Here is a 17,175-nt window from a genome sequence, read left to right on the forward strand (position 1 = left end):
CGTTTGACTTGGCCTTGCTCTCTTTCTTTGCAACACCATTTCGACATAGGAACCATTTCGCCACTCACGGCGCTTCCGCCCGTCGGCGGAGATCCTCTTCCGGTGATGTTACGAGCAGATTGAACACCCGCTGACGCTCCGGTGTCATCTTGCGACTTCCCACCCATTCACGCAGCCGGTCCAATGTCCCCCAGTCATTCGCCCGCGCCGCATCCGTCGCCAGACGCAAAGCCAGTTCCTGCTGCGAGAGAGACAGCGCACCCGTCTCAGGCAGTGCATGAGTGGCCAGACGCCCGACGACAAGCACAGCGTCCGGCCATTTCCGCTGTTCCTCAAGGATGCGTCCACGCAAATCCAGCGAGGCATCACTCTCATCCTGAGCCAGCATCAGCAGAGCCTGATCGCGGTTTCCCTCCCGCAAGAGCAGCCCCGCTGCAATGACCCGGCGTTTTGACGCGACATCCCCATCCACAGACGTATCGGCCGTTTCATCCAGAGCACGCCGCGCCTGTCCCAGACGCTGAGCCGCTATATCGGCCTGCGCAAGTTCCCCACCCCATGCAGCCCGATGTGTTTCATCGGGCGCCAGCGGAAGCGCCCGTTCAAACGCCGTAGCCGCTTTTCCCGGCAGACCGATTGCCATCAGTTTCTGCCCCAGACCGGCAAGAATCCGGCCCTTGGCGGGACCGTCGGGAATCTGATCCACGTGGCTCTGGATCATCGCCACAGTGTCGATCGTATCCGCACCGCTGTGTTCATCCGCACTGCTTTCGGCTAGATGAATGAGTATCTCTTCCACCTTCGGTGTAAGACTGACCCGTTCTTCGGGGAAAAGTTCCACGGACTTGTCGAGCGCCACAAGCGCACGAGGCCATTCTCCTGCCTGCATGAGCGCATCGATCAAGCCGTGTCGCACGTCTTTTTCGCGACCGGCCTGACGGGCCGCAAAGAGCAGCCGATCATAGGCCGTGGCGGCCTCAGCCGGACGAATCCGTTTCATGGCCAGCTTCAGAGCAATGGCCTCTTCATTACCCCGTTCCGACACAACAGGATCCTTGGACGCAGCCAGATGGCTGAACATGCCCAAGGCTTTCTCCTGATCGCCATTACGTAACGTCAGAAGAGCCTGCGTCAGGTCATCCAGAGGTGGGGTGTCCTGTTGCGTCAGAACCGTTCGATCCTCATCAGACCCATACTGCGCGATGTAGTGCGCGATCTCCGGCGCAAGTTTCTGGCGCAAAGGCTCAGGGTAATCCCGAAGTTGCAGGTATCCCTCAGCCAGTAGGGACGCAGCGCGTTTCGGATTGCCGCCACTGCGCGCCATGTAGAGGCCGCGCCACAACACGCCATCCGCTCCCGCTTCCGGGCTTTCCAGCGCACCCGCACCCGCCGTATTCCCCGCCAGAAGTTCGGACGCCGCCTGAAGGAAGGCAACATTGGGCAGCGAAGCAAGATCGGGGCGGTCCTGAATGGCAGTCGCCAGAATGGCCCGTGCTCCGGGCGCATCTCCCATGGCAAAGGCTGCACGTGCCGCCGCCAGCCGCGCCTCGTCACGTTGGGGCGGGGGCAGCATGGCCGCCCGTGTCCACAGACGACGATAATCCTCTCGCAGCATGGGAGAAGGCAGCGCCCTCAACCCCAACCACGCCCAGTCAACCCGATCATCCGCCACACGACCCGATGCCCCACCGGCCAAGGGAATCCCGTTTTTCCCAAGAATATCGAGAAAGGGGCCGCCATCACCGTTACGCACTTCGACCTGGTCGGATTCGACAGCAAAAACCAGTCCCTGCAGAGAAGGTCGGAGTTCATAGCCAACATGATGCCGGGTCAGCACGGAACCGGGTACCTCCGTCGATGAAGGGGCCACCAGCAGACGCGCGCCCGACGCCGGATCCGCGATCTCGATCACCCGCCCCGCACCTGGCAGAGGGTAAAGCAGGCCACCATCGCGCTGTTCTGGGAGAATGGACGAACGATGTGCTCCTTCATCCTGCGGGTGCACAAGCGACAGAATCCATCCACCCGTCTGCTTGTGCAAACCCAGTGCACGGGTCTGATCGAAATGAATCGAAACCACCGTGGTGTTCCCCATCGTCTGCACGCTGGCATGCGAGAATGGGCCTGTATCCTTCAGAGCGCTGGCATCCATGGGCACCGCACGATCCGCGACAAGAAGGAAATCGTTGCCACTCCAAAATCCCGCCACTGCGGTGGTATCTCCGAATGGGAGAAATATCCGTTCCACGGCAGCCTGCCCGGTGGAATCGCTCCTTTGATCGGAAGCGGAAGAACCCGCAGGCGACGCACCTGCGGTTGGTGCTGCAACCGTCTTGTCCGGTGCAGCCGGCACAGGCGTTGTCACGACATCCTGGCTGTCTGGCTGCTGACCGATTCGCTGGGCCTGCCATTCCGACGGCAACGCGTTGACGCCTTTTACCTGCGCATTCGATGTCACCTCAGGAGCCGCGGAGGTCTTTTTTTCACCCGTCACATGACTACGCGGACTTATCTTGTGGGCGCGAGACGTTACAGCAGGGGCAGTCATGCTTTTCGCGACGATCGAAGACGGAACATCGCCTCCCGTTTTTACGGGATTAGCCTGAGACCCCACGCCTTCGGCAAAGGCCACGCCAGGAACACTCAGACATGTTGCAAGACATAACGTCAGAGAAAAACCTGTTCGCACCCACACACCCCAATTCCGGCCCTGCGCCATCATTTATTCACACCGGCCCCATTACCAGGCACTTCCCGGCCCGTCGGACGGCCTATTGGATTTAACCATTTGTTTCCACACGCGCTACAACCGGCTTGCGGGGAAGTCCCGCGAGCAACTGGGTCGTCATGGTCGCACGCTCGGGAGACATGCTGGCGAGAATTGCCGAAGCCTTGCGCGGATTCATGCGCCCCATGACGGGAACAAGCACACGCGGATCGAGCACATTGAAAATGGAAGCTGCGTCGCGTGGCACCATGGCCTCATAAATCTTCACCAGCCTGTCGAGATCCGCATCCCCAAGTTGCTGGAGACGTTTGGTTTCTCCCGCCCGGGATGTCTGTTCCTGCGTATATTTTTGCATCCGGGCATCAAGGATCGCCTGTGACGCATCGATTGCTTTTTTCAGATCGGTCAGACGCTGGGATTCCTGATCGAGTTCTTTCGTGCGTCCAGCAAGATCAGTCAGTATTTCATTGCGCGCGGAATCCGAACGATGATCCACATCGAGGTCAGGCCGGTTTTCCTGTCCGATACAAGGCTTATCCCCACAAGGAGAAGGTGATGTAGCCGCTACCTTCCCATTGCCGGCTTTGGGCTCTGCTGGCGGCTGGGTGGCAGGCGTTGAACTGTCCGCTGTCTGAACCGGAACATTCGCCGCCTGCGGAGTTCCCGTTGCTGTCGATGATACCTTGGCCGCCTGTTTTGCCGTCATTTCCGGCGTGTTCGCGAACAGCAATGAACTGCTCAGAAGATAGATCTTGAGTGTCAGCAGGCCGCCCATGAGACAGGAGGAAAGCTGGAAAAGACGGGAAAACGGCAGTTTCGGCATAGTCCTCAGCTCATACGCAGTGCGCGGATCAAATCCTGTTCCGCTGCCGTTTTCTGACGCGCGCGCGTTTCATAGGGGCGGCTTCCCCCGTTCGGCGGACTGGCGGGAAGAGATGCGAGCGGATTGCGCACTTCTTCTACCTCCGCGGGCATTTCGTCACTCACCGCCTTGTCCCCAACGACGGCAGCGAAGGGTGTCTGTTTCTCCGGCATTGAGCGATTACCTTGCCGCAACAAGCCTTCCAGACGCTCAGCCATGGCATCCGCTCGCTCAGAGAGCGCCTCAAGCTCATGCTTCAACATTTTCGACTGATCGATCATGCGGCCGAGGCTTCGGCCACTCACATCCGCCGCCGTCTGGAGTTTCTCCACCCCATCTTCCGCCCGTCGCCCGCTTTCATCCAACCGCGCCACCAGATCGGCCAGTTCACGGCGATCACGGCGCAGAACAGCAAGAGCACGCCCCAAATGGATGCTATACACAATGCCCATCAAGAGAAGTGCACAGAGGAGTATTTCTATTGAATACTGGAATGTGGTCATGAATTTATCTCCAATACTCAGCTATATAGCGTATCAGGGGAATCGAAGCTCTCACGCGCTGTCAAGAAATCCTCCTCGACACGCACCGCCATCTGTTCCTTCTTGCGCCCAAGCTTGCCACTGAAAAGCGGCACGGAACCGCACCGCAGCATTACCGGTTGCCCGACTTCCTGTTCGAACGGCAGAACCATTCCCGGCTTGAGATCCGATACCGACAGAAACGACATCTTCTGTTCAGCGAGTACGACCTCGACAACCACATCGGTGTCCTGAAGATGTTCGGTCAGATTCGTCTCCCATATCGAATCGCGTCCGAATTTCTCCCCCATAAACTGCTGAACCAGAAGATCCCGCACGGGTTCGAGCGTGGCATAGGGCAGCAGCACATCGATATGGCCGCCGCGATCATCCATCTCCACCCTCATGCGCGCCAGAAAAACCGCATTGGAGGAACGGCAGATCGTGGCGAAACGTGAACTGATTTCCAGTCGCTCGAAATGGAAATTGACTGCACAGATCGGATCGAAGCCGGTGGTCAGATCCGCGAGAACCAGCCGCACCATCTTCTCGATCAGAGCGCGCTCAATGGTCGTGTGCGCCCGCCCTTCCACATTGAGTGTGCGAGGGTTCCGCGCACCACCAAGAAGGACATCGACCATTGAATAGGTCAGCGCGGAATCGATCACCATCAGTCCGTAATTTTCCCACTCTTCGGCCTTGAAAACCGCGAAGACGCAGGAAGGGGGTACCGAGTTCAGATAGTCTCCGAACCGCATGGAACTGATGCCATCGAGCGTCACATCCACGTTGTCGTTCGTGAAGCTGCGCAACGACGTGGAAACAATACGCATGAGTCGGTCGAAGACGATTTCCAACATGGGAAACCGCTCATACGTCACCACACCGGAGCCGATGATACGCTCCAGCCCGCTGGCCTTGCCCTCGGCCTCATCGGGCACATAGGCATGCCCCATCAGGCTGTCGATCTCAGCCTGATCCAGAAGACGATCATCTTCGCCGTCCATGCCGCCCGCAGCGCCGTCCGGAAACGGCGTCCGATCGTTCAGGGACGCCGTGGGAGCCGGACGTGGGATGGATGAATTCACTGCGTCCTGCCTATCGCTCATTGGATCAGGAATTCCGTGAACAGAAGATCTCGTACTTCAATAGGAGCCAGTTGCACGACAAGACGCGCCAGAAGGGCTTCACGAAGGCGATAGATGCCGTTGCCACCCAAATCGCTCTGGGTGCTCTCATGCAGATAGGTCTGAAAGACGTTCTGGATCTCGGGCATATGGGCATCGACAGCATCGTGGGTCGTGCCACGCACCTGTAGCTTGGCGGAAATCTTCACGAAAACCGGCCGCCCCGTGGAGCTGTCCAAATTCGAGATGACCGTCGGAATATCGACGAGAAAAGGCTCCTGCTGGACCACTGCCTGAGGCGGCGTTTTTTCCGGCTTGGCGGCCGAGTGCTGGCGATAATACCAGCCACCCCCACCCAGAAGAGCCACGGCCACCGCAGCGCCTGCGATCAGCACCAGCTTCTTTTTCTTTTTGGGCGGAGGCGCCACAGCGCCTTCCGTTTCCTCTTCTTCCGCCATCCGTTCCCCGAAACCGCGTGACTGGTTGCATCGCGGCGACCTCCTCTCCCATCTGATAAGGGACGAATCAGAGACAGCCGCTCGCAGTTCCGAGAGGTAAATCCGGACGCTTAAGAATCATCTAATTTTGCAGGGGAACCCCACCGAGGGGAAAGATTTTCATCAGGAATGATGGTGAGCCGGGTGGGATTCGAACCCACGACCATTCGATTAAAAGTCGAATGCTCTACCGACTGAGCTACCGGCTCGCCACGCGCCCCGGGTAAAGGCGACCGCCAACTCTGTCAACAGTCGCCTTGCAAAAATGGTCAGTCTTCGACGGAAGCCGGGCGCATTTTCACGATACGGTCCGGATCGGTCACCATTCCGCTCATGCCCGAGCCGCGCTTGATACCATCGATCAGTTCCATGCCTTCGATCACCTGACCGACAATGGTGTACTGACCGTCCAGATGGGGAGCGGGCTCGAACATGATGAAGAACTGGCTGTTCGCGCTGTCGGGGTTCATCGTGCGCGCCATGCCAACAGTGCCACGCTCGAACTTCGCCGCCTTGGTGAACTCGGCCTTCAGATCGGGAAGTTTGCTGCCGCCCGTGCCGGTGCCGGTCGGATCGCCGCCCTGCGCCATGAAGCCCTCGATCACGCGATGAAACGGCGTGTTGTCATAGAAGCCTTCAGCCGACAGGGAGCGCAAGCGCTCGGAGGCCAGCGGTGCGATGTCCGGGCGAAGCTGGATCACCACGCGGCCTTTTGCCAGATCCATGTTCAGGAGGTCGTTCTTGTCGATATCGGCCATCTGCCTGTCCAATCACGTTCTGAAAATCCGGCATCCGTCCACGGACACCGTTCCGAACGCAAGGCTTAGGCTACCTCGCCACAAACCGCAAAGACCGCTTCTAGGCGCGCTCTAGTGCCGTCACCACACGTCGCGCCGCGCCCGGCGGCGTAAACTCCGAAATATCGCCGCCATAGGAGGCAATCTCGCGCACCATGCGCGACGAGACGAACTGCGTGCGCTCGGACGCCATCAGGAAAATCGTCTCGATCTCGGGAGCCAGCTTGCGATTGGCGCCTTGCATCTGCGCCTCATAGTCGAAGTCCACCAACAGACGCAGACCACGCACGATGATCGTAGCCCCCGTGCGTCGCACCGCATCCACCAGAAGCTCGTTGAACGAGATCACCTCAATCTCCGCCCCCGTCCGAGCCTCCAGCCCCGGCACTTCCTCACACAGGGACGCCACGCGCGCCGCAACCGGGAGAAGCGGACTTTTGCCCGCGTTCACCGCCACCCCGATCACCAGACGATCCACCAGTCGGGCTGCACGCTCGATGATGTCCATGTGACCGAACGTCACCGGATCGAACGTGCCCGGATAGAACCCGATCCGTCGGGTGATCTCAGCTTTCATCGCCCCCGCTTTCCCCGTCCGGACCAGCCTCTTCCTCATCGGACGAGTCGTCCTCCAGAACAGGGAACACGCTGGTCACAGCCTCCGTCTCGTTCAGACGCAGCAGCGTGACACCGCTGGCCTGACGCGACATGACGCGCACCTGATCGACCGGAACGCGAATCAAACGTCCGGCATCGGTCACCAGCATCACATCCGTTCCCGCCAGCACCGGAAGCGTCGCCACCACGGCAGACCCCCGCTTGCTGCCCGAGAACGTCATGTTGGAGATACCCTGACCACCGCGCCCGCTCACGCGATAGTCATAGGCGGAAGACCGGCGACCAAAGCCGCCATCGCTCACGGTGAGCAGGATTTCTTCGGCCGCTTCCAGTTCCGCAAAGCGCTCGGGTGTAAGCGCGGAACCCTCATCGAGAACGACCTCTTCGGCCTCGACGCCGGCTTCCTCGGCATCCGCCTCATCTGCTGCATTTTCGGCCCGACGCTTGGCGTTGGCCGCACGCAGATAGAGCGTGCGCTCCTCCACCGTGGCCTCAACATGGTTGAGCACGCACAGGCTCACCACCTGATCGCCCTCTGCCAGACGGATACCACGCACACCGGTCGAACCACGGCCCGCGAACACCCGCAACGTGTCGTCCGTGATCTGGAAACGGATGCAACGCGCCTTGCGGGTGGCAAGGAACACATCCTGTCCTTCACGGCACGTCGCGACACCGATCAACCGATCACCTTCGTCCAGTTTCATGGCGATAAGGCCGGAAGACCGGATGTTCTGGAAATCGCTCAGACGGTTACGCCGCACACCGCCGCTGGCAGTTGCGAAAACAAGATGCAGGGAGTCCCACAATTCCTCATCCTGCGGCAGCGGCAGCACCGCCGTGATCTCGTCCGAACCCAGATCGGGCAGCAGGTTGACGAGCGCGCGCCCCTTCGCGGTCGGGCTGGCTTCCGGCAGACGCCATACCTTTTCACGGTAAGCCTTGCCGCCCGAAGAGAAGAACAGCACCCATTGATGCGTGTGCGCATTGAAGGAGCGCACTACCACGTCGTCACCACGACGCCCCGCCGCCGTGCGACCACGGCCGCCGCGGTTCTGGGCGCGGAACACCTCCAGCGGTGTGCGTTTGATAAAGCCATCACGCGTGATGGTCACGACCATAAGCCCCGGCTCAATCAGGCTTTCGTCGTCCTGATCACCGGCATAGTCAGCAATGTCCGTCATGCGCGGTGTGGCGACCTCCGCGCGGGCCGCCAGCAATTCGTCACGCATCACTTCCATGCGGCGGGGACGGCTGCCGATGATCTCCAGAAGCTCGTTGATCTTCTGCGCCACCTCGTTCAGTTCGTTCTGGATCTTCTCGCGCTCCAGACCGGTCAGGCGCTGGAGACGCAGTTCCAGAATGCCGCGCGCCTGCGCTTCCGTGAGGCGCACCTTGCCATCGACAACGACATTGCCTTCGTCATGGATCAAAGCCAGCAGCGGCGCGACCTCGGCGGCCTCCCACTGCGCAGCCATCAATTCCTCACGCGCCGTCGCGGCGTCGGGTGCCGCACGGATGATGCGGATCACCTCATCGATATTGGCCACCGCAATCACGAGACCGACGAGAATGTGGCCGCGGTCACGCGCCTTGCCCAGATCGAAACGGGCGCGACGCAGGATCACTTCCTCACGGAACGCAATGAAGGCCGAAAGAACCTCCATCAATCCCATCAGCTTAGGCTGACCGCCATTGAGCGCCAGCATATTCACACCGAACGAGGTCTGAAGCTGTGTGAAGCGGTAGAGCTGGTTCAACACCACTTCCGGCGTCGCATCGCGCTTGAGTTCGATCACTACACGCATGCCCGAGCGATCGGACTCGTCACGGATATCCGCGATCCCCTCGATATGCCGGTCGCTGTTCTTGTCGCGCACCAGCTCGGCAATCTTCTCCTGAAGCGTTGCCTTGTTCACCTGATAGGGAATCTCGGTAATGACGATGGCACGACGGTCCTTGCGGACCTCCTCGATCTCGGCTTTCGCGCGCACCAGCACAGACCCGCGCCCGGTGGCAAACGCACTGCGGATGCCCGAGCGCCCAAGGATCGTGCCGCCCGTGGGGAAGTCCGGCCCCGGCATGATCTCCATCACCTCTTCAAGGGTGATGTCGGGATTGGCGATCATCGCCAGCGTGGCGTCGATGACCTCCCCCGGATTATGCGTGGGGATATTGGTCGCCATACCCACCGCGATACCGGTGGCGCCATTGACCAGAAGATTGGGGAACGAAGCCGGAAGAACCGTCGGCTCCTGCTCACTCTCGTCGTAATTGGGCTGGAAATCCACCGTATCGCGGTCTATGTCGTCCAGAAGGAACGACGCCGCCTTGGCCAGACGCGCCTCGGTGTAACGCATGGCGGCGGGGCTATCGCCGTCCACAGAACCGAAATTACCCTGCCCGTCGATCAGCTTGACGCGCATCGACCAGCTCTGCGCCATGCGCACCATGGCGTCGTAGATCGAAGAGTCACCGTGCGGGTGATATTTACCCATCACGTCACCGACTGCGCGGGCCGATTTGCGATAGGGCTTATCCGCCGTGAACCCGCTCTCACGCATGGCATAAAGAATACGACGATGCACCGGCTTGAGACCGTCACGCACGTCCGGCAGGGCGCGGCTGACGATCACCGACATCGCATAGGCGAGGTAGGAGGAGCGCATTTCCTCCTCGATGGCGACCGGAACGGAAAGGTCAGAGGGCGGCGCGGTCAGGTCAGGGTTCTCGGTCAAGGCTCTTCCGTCATCTCACGGTCAGGTGGCGCGCAATCGGGCCACGTGACACGGTCAGCGCATAAGGAACCTCAGGTTAGCACATGCGTTCCGCGACCGTAAGGCGCACCCACACCGCCTTCTGATCCTGTCGTCATCGTAAAACATAGAGCGTGTGGCATTGCGCGGTCACACACACGTTTCTACAAAAGACTTTCATTTGCTTGCATGAGGACGACAAGCCATGCAGCTTGATTCCTTCGCTTCCCCTGTCACAAGATCCCTGTCTGGCTGATGCCCATTTCCTCTGCTTCCGCACTCTCCCAGCGCCCCCGCTCCGCGTCTGAAACCGCTCCGCCCACCCGGCGCGAGGCGAAGCGCGAACAGACCCGTAAGGCACTGATCGAGGCAGCCATGCGTCTGCTGTCCGAGAAGGGTTTCGATGAGACGACGGTAGACGAGATCGCGGCGGCGGCTGGTATTTCACGTCGCACGCTGTTCCGGCACTTTCCCACCAAGGCCGATCTCGTCACAGCCTGGACGTGGCAGATGACGGACGTACTGACCGAAACGGTCAATTCCTGTCCGCTCCATTTCTCACTTCAGGAGATGGTGTCCGTCGCGCTGGAAGCCGTTGTGCCGCACATGGCGCCCACCAAGAAAGAAGCCTTCGCATTCGTCTGCCTGATCGAACGTACGCCGGCGCTGCTCTCCGTCAGCCTCCAGAAATACGCCAAGTGGGAAGACAGTCTCGCGGAAGCACTGGAACGTCGCCTCCCGCCCACCACGGACGGCACACTCGCTGCCCGTGTGACGGCACGCTCCGCCATTGCGGCCTTTCGCACGGCAGTTGACGAATGGATTCGGGTAAAAGGACGAGCCGGCCTTGTCCCACTGCTGCGACGCGTCCTGAATTTGCAAGCAGCGTGTTTTCAACCTCAGCACACAGACTGATACAGAAAAGGGTATAAATACCTGAAAATAAATAGTCCCGCTCACCTAACATAAGGCAAGCGGGACACCGTTCATTCAGTCCAATCGCACTGATGGAGACGGACGCACGATGGTATCGAGGCCATCGGCCAGACAGGACAGAAGCCCGCGTACAACACCAAACAATTCCACCTGATGCTGACGATAAAGCATCAGATGCCCAAGTCGTGCCGATAGTCCACGCAGGAAACCGCCGCCGAAGACGGTGCCGCCGGGCAACGTGCCCCAGCCATTGTAATCACCGAGCGCTACGATCGCGCCCTTGTTGCGGAACACACAGGGCGGGATCTCTCCACCGCCACGCACCCATGCCGGGAGTTGGGCAGCAAGATGATGCGCCTGCTGACGCGCCACCTGCGCTGTCGGCGGCAGCGGGCCGTCCTGAATGAATGAGCAATCTCCCATAGCGAAGATGTGCGGATCGTCCACCGACTGAAGGTTCGGCTTGACGATGATCTGACCGGACCGACTGAGCGACAGACCGCCGAACCCGCGCGTGACGGTCGGTGCCTTCACACCTGCCGCCCATACACGCAGTTTGGCGGGAATATGGCTGCCGTCCTTCAGGCTGAAACCCCGTTCGTCGGCCCCCGAGACCATCGCGGAGGTTTTCACTTCCACGCCGATCCGTTCCAGTTCCTTCTGTGCCGCTGCCGACACAGCTTCGGGGAAGGCCGGCAGGATGCGCGGACCCGCTTCCAGCAACGTGATCTTGAGGGTGGGCGGCTTCTGGCTGAAGGAATGCAGCCCCACAAGCTCAAGCGCCTTGTGCAGTTCGGCGGCCAACTGCGTGCCGGTCGCCCCGCCGCCGACAATGGCGATGTCGAGTTCGCTGTCATCGGCGAAGGCGCGCAGCAGTTCGAGGCGGAACTTCTCGTTGAATCCGTTAGCTTCGACCAGATTGTCGATAAAGAGGCAGTTCTCGGCCACGCCGGGGGTGCCGAAATCGTTGGCGCAACTGCCGATGGACAGGACCAACGCATCGTAATTTACGGTGCGACCTTCCAGAACGACCTCGCCTTCCGAAGATCGGACGGGACCGAGCATGACCTCGCGCTTGTCACGATCGAGCCCCACCACTTCACCCGGCCAGAACTCGAAACCATGACGGCTTGCCTGTGCCATGAAGCTGATGCGGTCATTCTCATTCTGGGCGGTGCCGGCCGCAAAGCAATGCAGCATCGGCTTCCAGACATGAGAGAAGCTTTTGTCGATCAGCGTGATACGCGCCTGACCCTGTCGCCCGAAGGCCTTGCCAAGCCGGGTGGCGAGAGCAAGGCCTGCGACGCCGCCGCCAACAATCAGGATTTCGGTTCTTGCAGGCATGGCGATGTCTTCAGTCCTTCGTAAGAAACGTCGTGTCAGAACGGGCGGGGTGCATGCACCCCGCCCTGATGTGGCTCAGAAGAATCCAAGCTTCTTTTCGCTGTAGCTTACCAGCATGTTCTTGGTCTGCTGATAATGCTCAAGCACCATCTTGTGAGTTTCACGGCCGATGCCCGACTTCTTGTAGCCGCCGAAGGCCGCGCCAGCCGGGTAGACATGGTAGCAGTTCACCCATACGCGACCGGCTTCCAGCCCCTGAGCCGTGCGGAAGCAGGTGTTGCCGTTACGCGACCACACGCCCGATCCCAGACCAAACTCGGTATCGTTGGCCAGAGCCAGCGCTTCCGCTTCGTCCTTGAAGGTGGTGACCGTCAGAACCGGACCGAAAATCTCCTCACGGAAGATACGCATGTTGCGGTCGCCGCGGAAGACGGTCGGCTGCACGTAGAAACCGTCCTTGAACGCATTCCCAAGATCGGGACGGGCGCCACCGGACAGAAGCTGGGCGTGATCCTGATTCTTGCCGATGTCGATGTATTCCAGAATCTTGTTCTGCTGCATGAGCGAGTTCTGCGCGCCCATCATCGTCTGCGGATCGAGCGGGTTGCCCTGCTTGATGGCTTTCACGCGCGGAAGGACACGCTCCATGAACTTCTCATAGATCGATTCCTGCACCAGCGCGCGGCTTGGGCATGAACAGATCTGACCCTGATTGAGGGCGAACAGCGTGAAGCCTTCCAGCACCTTGTCGAGATAATCGTCGTCGTGATCCATCACGTCGGCGAAGAAGATGTTGGGGGACTTGCCGCCCAGTTCCAGCGTGGCCGGGATCAGGTTCTCGGCAGCCGCGTGATAGATCATCTTGCCGGTCGGTGTGGAGCCGGTGAAGGCCACCTTGGCGATGCGCGGGCTGGTGGAGAGCGCCGCACCCACGTCACGGCCGAGACCGTTGACGATGTTGAGCGTGCCGGGCGGCAGCAGATCACCGATCAGTTCCATCAGCACCAGAATGCTGGCGGGCGTCGTCTCGGCGGGCTTCATGACGATGCAGTTGCCGGCGGCCAGAGCCGGAGCCAGCTTCCATGACGCCATCAGCAGCGGGAAATTCCACGGGATGATCTGCCCGACCACACCAAGCGGCTCATGGAAATGATACGCCATGGTCTCACCGTTGATCTCGGTGATGGTGCCTTCCTGAGCACGGATGCAACCGGCGAAGTAACGGAAATGATCGACGGCCAGCGGAATGTCAGCGTTCAGCGTCTCGCGGATCGGCTTGCCGTTGTCCCATGTTTCCGCCCGGGCGAGGAGGTCGAGATTGGCCTCCATGCGGTCAGCGATCTTGAGCAGAATATTCGAGCGTTCGGCGATGGGCGTGTGCGCCCAGCTCTTGAACACCTTGTGGGCAGCGTCGAGCGCAAGCTCCACGTCTTCGGCGGTGGACTGCGGCACTTCACACAGCGTGCGGCCGTCCACAGGCGAGATGTCTTTCATATAGGCACCCTTCACCGGTGCCTTCCATTCGCCGCCGATGAAGTTTTCGTAGCGAGACTTGAACGGTGGTTCCTGAGAGATGGTCATGAGCTGACTCCGTCATTACCGGACGTGGAGAAAAAGGAGAGACCGGCCCATGCCGCCCGCCATTTCCACGCCATCTGTATTCACGTGGATATAGATGAGTCCGCACCATCTCAATTGATTCCGAGTTCACGTAATCGTGAGAGATGGCACTTAGTGCCACTTAAAAATATATTTATTTCTTTAAAATCATAATGTTATAAAACACACAAAAATAAATCATGTTTATGATTCGCATAACCGGCCCTGCCGTGTCGCCGATTCAACCGGCTCCTGAGACGGGTGTGATCTTTTTTAAATCATTGTTTCTTTTTTGGCTCATGCTATCCCTTCGTCCGAAGAATTGAGGACAGCATGAAACGGAAAAGCTGGTTTTCTCTGGGTTTTCCCGACACTCCCACAGAAGAAGATGCCCTTCACACGCCCGCACCGACCGATCCCATACTCGCGCGCTGTTACCAGCAGGGACGCGAAGCGGCGGAAGTAGGGCAGGAAGAAACGTCCTGCCCTTTCAGAGAGAAAGATCAGCGGGCCGCTTGGGAACTTGGCTACAAGCACTGGGAACTTCTCGATTGGTCCGTCTGGTAAACGGGAGCCTCTCCCGTATGCTCACGATCCCGTGACACATCCCCGCCGGAATGTTGTCAATCTGTCGTCAAACTTCCGGCCCTAGAACTATCGTGAGCGATAGGATCGATCCGATCAGGTCGTGTTCGGGCACAGCCCCGTCCCGTGTCGCAGCATGGGCCGGGGCTGTCTCCAGTTCTCTCACTTCGATATTCGGTTACGGAATACAACTCCGAATAATAGGCGCGCAGGCTGCGTCCTTGCCCTCCCATGTCTGGGCCGGACCCGTGTAGACAAACTGTCTCACCAGCCCCTCCCGCACAGTGGCCACCACATGACAGGCCGCCGTTTTATTGAAGCTCAACGAGATATCCAGTGGCGCCGGCAGCGTCAGGGCGCCCGAAGAAGCTCGTTCGATTTTCCAGACCAACACCTCCTGCCCATCACGACTCTCCTCCTGATCCGGCACGCCCGCACAAGCAACAAGCTCCGCTCGGGAATGACCCAGCACAGCTTGCCGTCCGCGTTCGGGAAGCGTGGTGCAAGCTGTCAGGCAGCACAGCATCGGAAAGCAGGCACGTAATCTCCTCATTCCCCCTGCTCCCAGATTTTCTCCTCACGCCTGCGCTGTATTCTGGCAAAAAGTGCCACCAACGCCCCATTGATCAACGTGGCCCCAAGTGCTCCTGCTCCAACAAAGAGCGCCCACTCAGGCATGAGTAGGCATTATGGAGAAAGCATCGTGTTGACGACCAAAACGGCGCACCCATGTGCTGACGGAACACGCGACATAGCGTTCCATGTCACGGCGCTGGGCCTGCAATCTTGTGATCTGTTCGCGCTCGTTCTCGATCCAGATACCAAACAACCCCTGTGCCATGTCCGCTGCATCCGTAGGATCGCGGTGGGCATAGGCGCCAACCCACGGAATCTCACGCGACACCAGAACCGGAACACTCGCCGCCATGGCGTCCGCCGCCACAATGTTGAACGTCTCCGTAAACGAGACCTGCATCAGAATATCGATATTCTGCAGAACATCGAGGAAGTCAGCATGAGGCATCCAGCCATGTTCGACCAGCGTGTGCCGTGAGCGCGCGAACAGCTCCCGCAGATTCTTCAAGACCGGCTCCCCTTTACCCTCCGTCCGTGTGGCGTTGATATGAAAATTCAATGTCACACCAACAGAATCTGCGAACGCCATAGCCGCTATAGCCTGTGTCATATGATTCTTGAGAGGCCGAACCGCACCGAAGCAGCCGATATTCACAACATCTGCCTTACGGGCATGCGGCACCATGTTCTCCATGGGCGGCACCGGATAGACATTCGGGCCATAGGTCACATTGGTCGGCGACTGACCGCACGACATAGCCACAGTGGCCATATCCGCCACGGCGCGAGGCGAGTTGCACATCACTTCGATGCCACGCCTCAGATAATCGACAGTCCAACCGAATGCGATTCCTTCGTTGGCTAGAAAAGGTGTTTTCGAATGATCGCGTACAATCCACTGCACGTCCGGATGCAGTGGACGCAGCACATCGAACTTCTCGGGCACGACCCAGAATGCCTCGATCACGACATGCGATGGCCACCAGGCCGTAACTTCGCGGTCGATGTCATTGTTGTCGTTCACCTCGACAGCTTTCGCGACAATGCCACGCGCAGCGAGCATATCCACCACGAAGCGGACCGAATTGGACAGGCCGGACTCTTTCGAGCCGTACCCCCAGTTACCTTCGCGGGACTTGAGAATAAAAAGAATGCGGTTGGACATCGAATTCCGATATTGAAATGAGGGTATCTCGAAAAACGTCCTCAACAGGGCTACGGAGAAACCCGCCGCTCTGCCGGACGCGACCACGATCACGCCCGATGGCCCTCCACCCCGCCACAACCGCGCACGTCGCCCTCTCCTCACGCACAACGTGACGGACAGGCTGAAACGCACCGCAATCCCGGTGCGATGAAGAAATGATCACACAGGAAAATAGGCGTCTCTGTACAAAACGGCGCCAGTTTCTGCACGGAACGCCACGACAACTCCGCAACTCCCACCGTCATGGGTCGTTGTTGGCCTCATTCATTACGGAGAACCCATATGCGCCTACGTTCCTCACTTGTGGCCCTACTGGTCGCAACGATCGCCTGCACCAGTCTGACCGCCTGCAAGCCGCACAAGCGGACCTTCGGTGAAAAGGTGCAGGACACGCTCGATCCACCCAAAGGCCCCGTCGAGAAACTCGGCCGTTCGGTTGATCGGGCGACCGAGAGCAACAACTGACAGAGGAAAGGGCGTCAGGAGGCCACTCAGGCCTCCGATGTCTTCGCGCATCTCCCCTCGCACAACCCGTCGCCCTTGGCTTATGCCCGATGGCAAGGGTATAAACCGCTCCCAGCACGGGAAAGCCTGCCTTCCCACGATCGCCTATTTCACTCAGGAGCACCGGAATGTCCGACCGCCCGCGTTTCTTCGATGATCTCGCCGGCGTTGCCGGCGGCGCCTTCTCCGCTTTCGCAGGCGTGAAGGAAGAGATCAACACGCTCGTGCGCTCCCGCGTAGACGAGGTGCTCGGTCAGTTGCAGGTTGTGCGCCGCGAGGAATTCGAAGTTATCCGCGAACTGGCCGCCAATGCGCGCGCCGCCAGCGAGGATGCCGAACAGCGCATCGGAGCACTGGAACGCCGGGTGGCGGATCTGGAAGAAGCGCAGACAGCGCCAGCACATGCCATGGGAAAAGCAACGCCGGACTCCGGGGAAGCCACCGGCTGGAGTGGCGACAGCAGCGCGTTTCCCAACTGAATTGACACCGCGGGACAGACAAAAACACGCCGCCCTTGT

The 17,175-nt window shown here is 59.5% G+C and carries 16 protein-coding genes and 1 tRNA gene; 4 read left to right on the forward strand and 13 right to left on the reverse strand.

Features of this window, described 5'->3' with window-relative positions; translation table 11 throughout:
• Positions 1-64: 64 nt before the first annotated feature.
• From KUA11_RS12835 to gyrA, 9 genes are all read right to left on the reverse strand, one after another.
• The gene (locus KUA11_RS12835; RefSeq protein ID WP_217410905.1) at positions 65-2,548 is read right to left on the reverse strand and encodes a tetratricopeptide repeat protein; all 2,484 of its coding nucleotides are present in this window, start codon (positions 2,546-2,548) and stop codon (positions 65-67) included.
• A gap of 232 nt (positions 2,549-2,780) precedes the next feature.
• Complete coding sequence (locus tag KUA11_RS12840; protein WP_217410907.1) at positions 2,781-3,551, reverse strand: MotE family protein; 771 nt, start codon at positions 3,549-3,551, stop codon at positions 2,781-2,783.
• A gap of 5 nt (positions 3,552-3,556) precedes the next feature.
• Positions 3,557-4,093 carry a DUF6468 domain-containing protein gene (locus tag KUA11_RS12845; protein ID WP_217410909.1) on the reverse strand — a complete coding sequence of 179 codons (537 nt, stop codon included), beginning with the start codon at positions 4,091-4,093 and terminating at the stop codon, positions 3,557-3,559.
• A gap of 17 nt (positions 4,094-4,110) precedes the next feature.
• Positions 4,111-5,220: a flagellar motor switch protein FliM gene (gene fliM / locus KUA11_RS12850; protein ID WP_217410911.1), complete on the reverse strand. Its 1,110-nt coding sequence runs from the start codon at positions 5,218-5,220 to the stop codon at positions 4,111-4,113.
• A complete protein-coding gene (locus KUA11_RS12855) occupies positions 5,217-5,696 on the reverse strand; it encodes a flagellar basal body-associated FliL family protein (protein ID WP_217410920.1) in 480 nt (159 codons plus the stop codon). The genes fliM and KUA11_RS12855 overlap by 4 nt, the downstream gene beginning before the upstream one ends.
• A gap of 172 nt (positions 5,697-5,868) precedes the next feature.
• Positions 5,869-5,944 (reverse strand) — tRNA-Lys (locus tag KUA11_RS12860).
• A 60-nt stretch (positions 5,945-6,004) separates the two neighbouring features.
• Positions 6,005-6,493, reverse strand: coding sequence for a peptidylprolyl isomerase (locus KUA11_RS12865; RefSeq protein WP_217410921.1), 489 nt, complete (start codon positions 6,491-6,493; stop codon positions 6,005-6,007).
• Positions 6,494-6,593: 100 nt separating this feature from the next.
• Positions 6,594-7,109, reverse strand: coding sequence for a pantetheine-phosphate adenylyltransferase (gene coaD, locus KUA11_RS12870; protein ID WP_217410923.1), 516 nt, complete (start codon positions 7,107-7,109; stop codon positions 6,594-6,596).
• On the reverse strand, positions 7,099-9,888 hold the full coding sequence (gyrA, locus tag KUA11_RS12875) for a DNA gyrase subunit A (RefSeq protein ID WP_217410930.1): 2,790 nt from the start codon (positions 9,886-9,888) through the stop codon (positions 7,099-7,101). Before gyrA ends, coaD begins: the two co-directional genes overlap by 11 nt.
• Before the next feature lie 273 nt (positions 9,889-10,161).
• On the opposite strand from gyrA, the gene KUA11_RS12880 reads away from it, so the two are divergent.
• Positions 10,162-10,821, forward strand: coding sequence for a TetR family transcriptional regulator (locus tag KUA11_RS12880; RefSeq protein ID WP_217410931.1), 660 nt, complete (start codon positions 10,162-10,164; stop codon positions 10,819-10,821).
• Positions 10,822-10,896: 75 nt separating this feature from the next.
• Here the strand turns inward: KUA11_RS12880 and KUA11_RS12885 are convergent, their stop codons facing one another.
• Both KUA11_RS12885 and KUA11_RS12890 read right to left on the reverse strand, forming a co-directional pair.
• Positions 10,897-12,186, reverse strand: a complete 1,290-nt coding sequence (locus KUA11_RS12885; protein ID WP_166312671.1) for an NAD(P)/FAD-dependent oxidoreductase — start codon at positions 12,184-12,186, stop codon at positions 10,897-10,899.
• 75 nt (positions 12,187-12,261) lie between these two features.
• On the reverse strand, positions 12,262-13,767 hold the full coding sequence (locus KUA11_RS12890) for an aldehyde dehydrogenase family protein (RefSeq protein WP_217410938.1): 1,506 nt from the start codon (positions 13,765-13,767) through the stop codon (positions 12,262-12,264).
• A 351-nt stretch (positions 13,768-14,118) separates the two neighbouring features.
• On the opposite strand from KUA11_RS12890, the gene KUA11_RS12895 reads away from it, so the two are divergent.
• Positions 14,119-14,352 (forward strand): ribosome modulation factor, encoded by a 234-nt coding sequence (locus tag KUA11_RS12895; protein ID WP_217410940.1) that lies wholly within the window; start codon positions 14,119-14,121, stop codon positions 14,350-14,352.
• 196 nt (positions 14,353-14,548) lie between these two features.
• Here the strand turns inward: KUA11_RS12895 and KUA11_RS12900 are convergent, their stop codons facing one another.
• Positions 14,549-14,923: a hypothetical protein gene (locus tag KUA11_RS12900; RefSeq protein WP_217410946.1), complete on the reverse strand. Its 375-nt coding sequence runs from the start codon at positions 14,921-14,923 to the stop codon at positions 14,549-14,551.
• A 117-nt stretch (positions 14,924-15,040) separates the two neighbouring features.
• The gene (locus KUA11_RS12905) at positions 15,041-16,111 is read right to left on the reverse strand and encodes a glycosyltransferase family protein (protein ID WP_217410948.1); all 1,071 of its coding nucleotides are present in this window, start codon (positions 16,109-16,111) and stop codon (positions 15,041-15,043) included.
• A gap of 324 nt (positions 16,112-16,435) precedes the next feature.
• On the opposite strand from KUA11_RS12905, the gene KUA11_RS12910 reads away from it, so the two are divergent.
• Positions 16,436-16,618 (forward strand): hypothetical protein, encoded by a 183-nt coding sequence (locus tag KUA11_RS12910; protein WP_217410950.1) that lies wholly within the window; start codon positions 16,436-16,438, stop codon positions 16,616-16,618.
• Between the two features lie 167 nt (positions 16,619-16,785).
• Positions 16,786-17,136: an accessory factor UbiK family protein gene (locus KUA11_RS12915; RefSeq protein WP_217410961.1), complete on the forward strand. Its 351-nt coding sequence runs from the start codon at positions 16,786-16,788 to the stop codon at positions 17,134-17,136.
• Positions 17,137-17,175: the final 39 nt, after the last annotated feature.

Source organism: Acetobacter estunensis (assembly GCF_019083805.1).
GTDB classification, from domain to species: domain Bacteria; phylum Pseudomonadota; class Alphaproteobacteria; order Acetobacterales; family Acetobacteraceae; genus Acetobacter; species Acetobacter estunensis_A.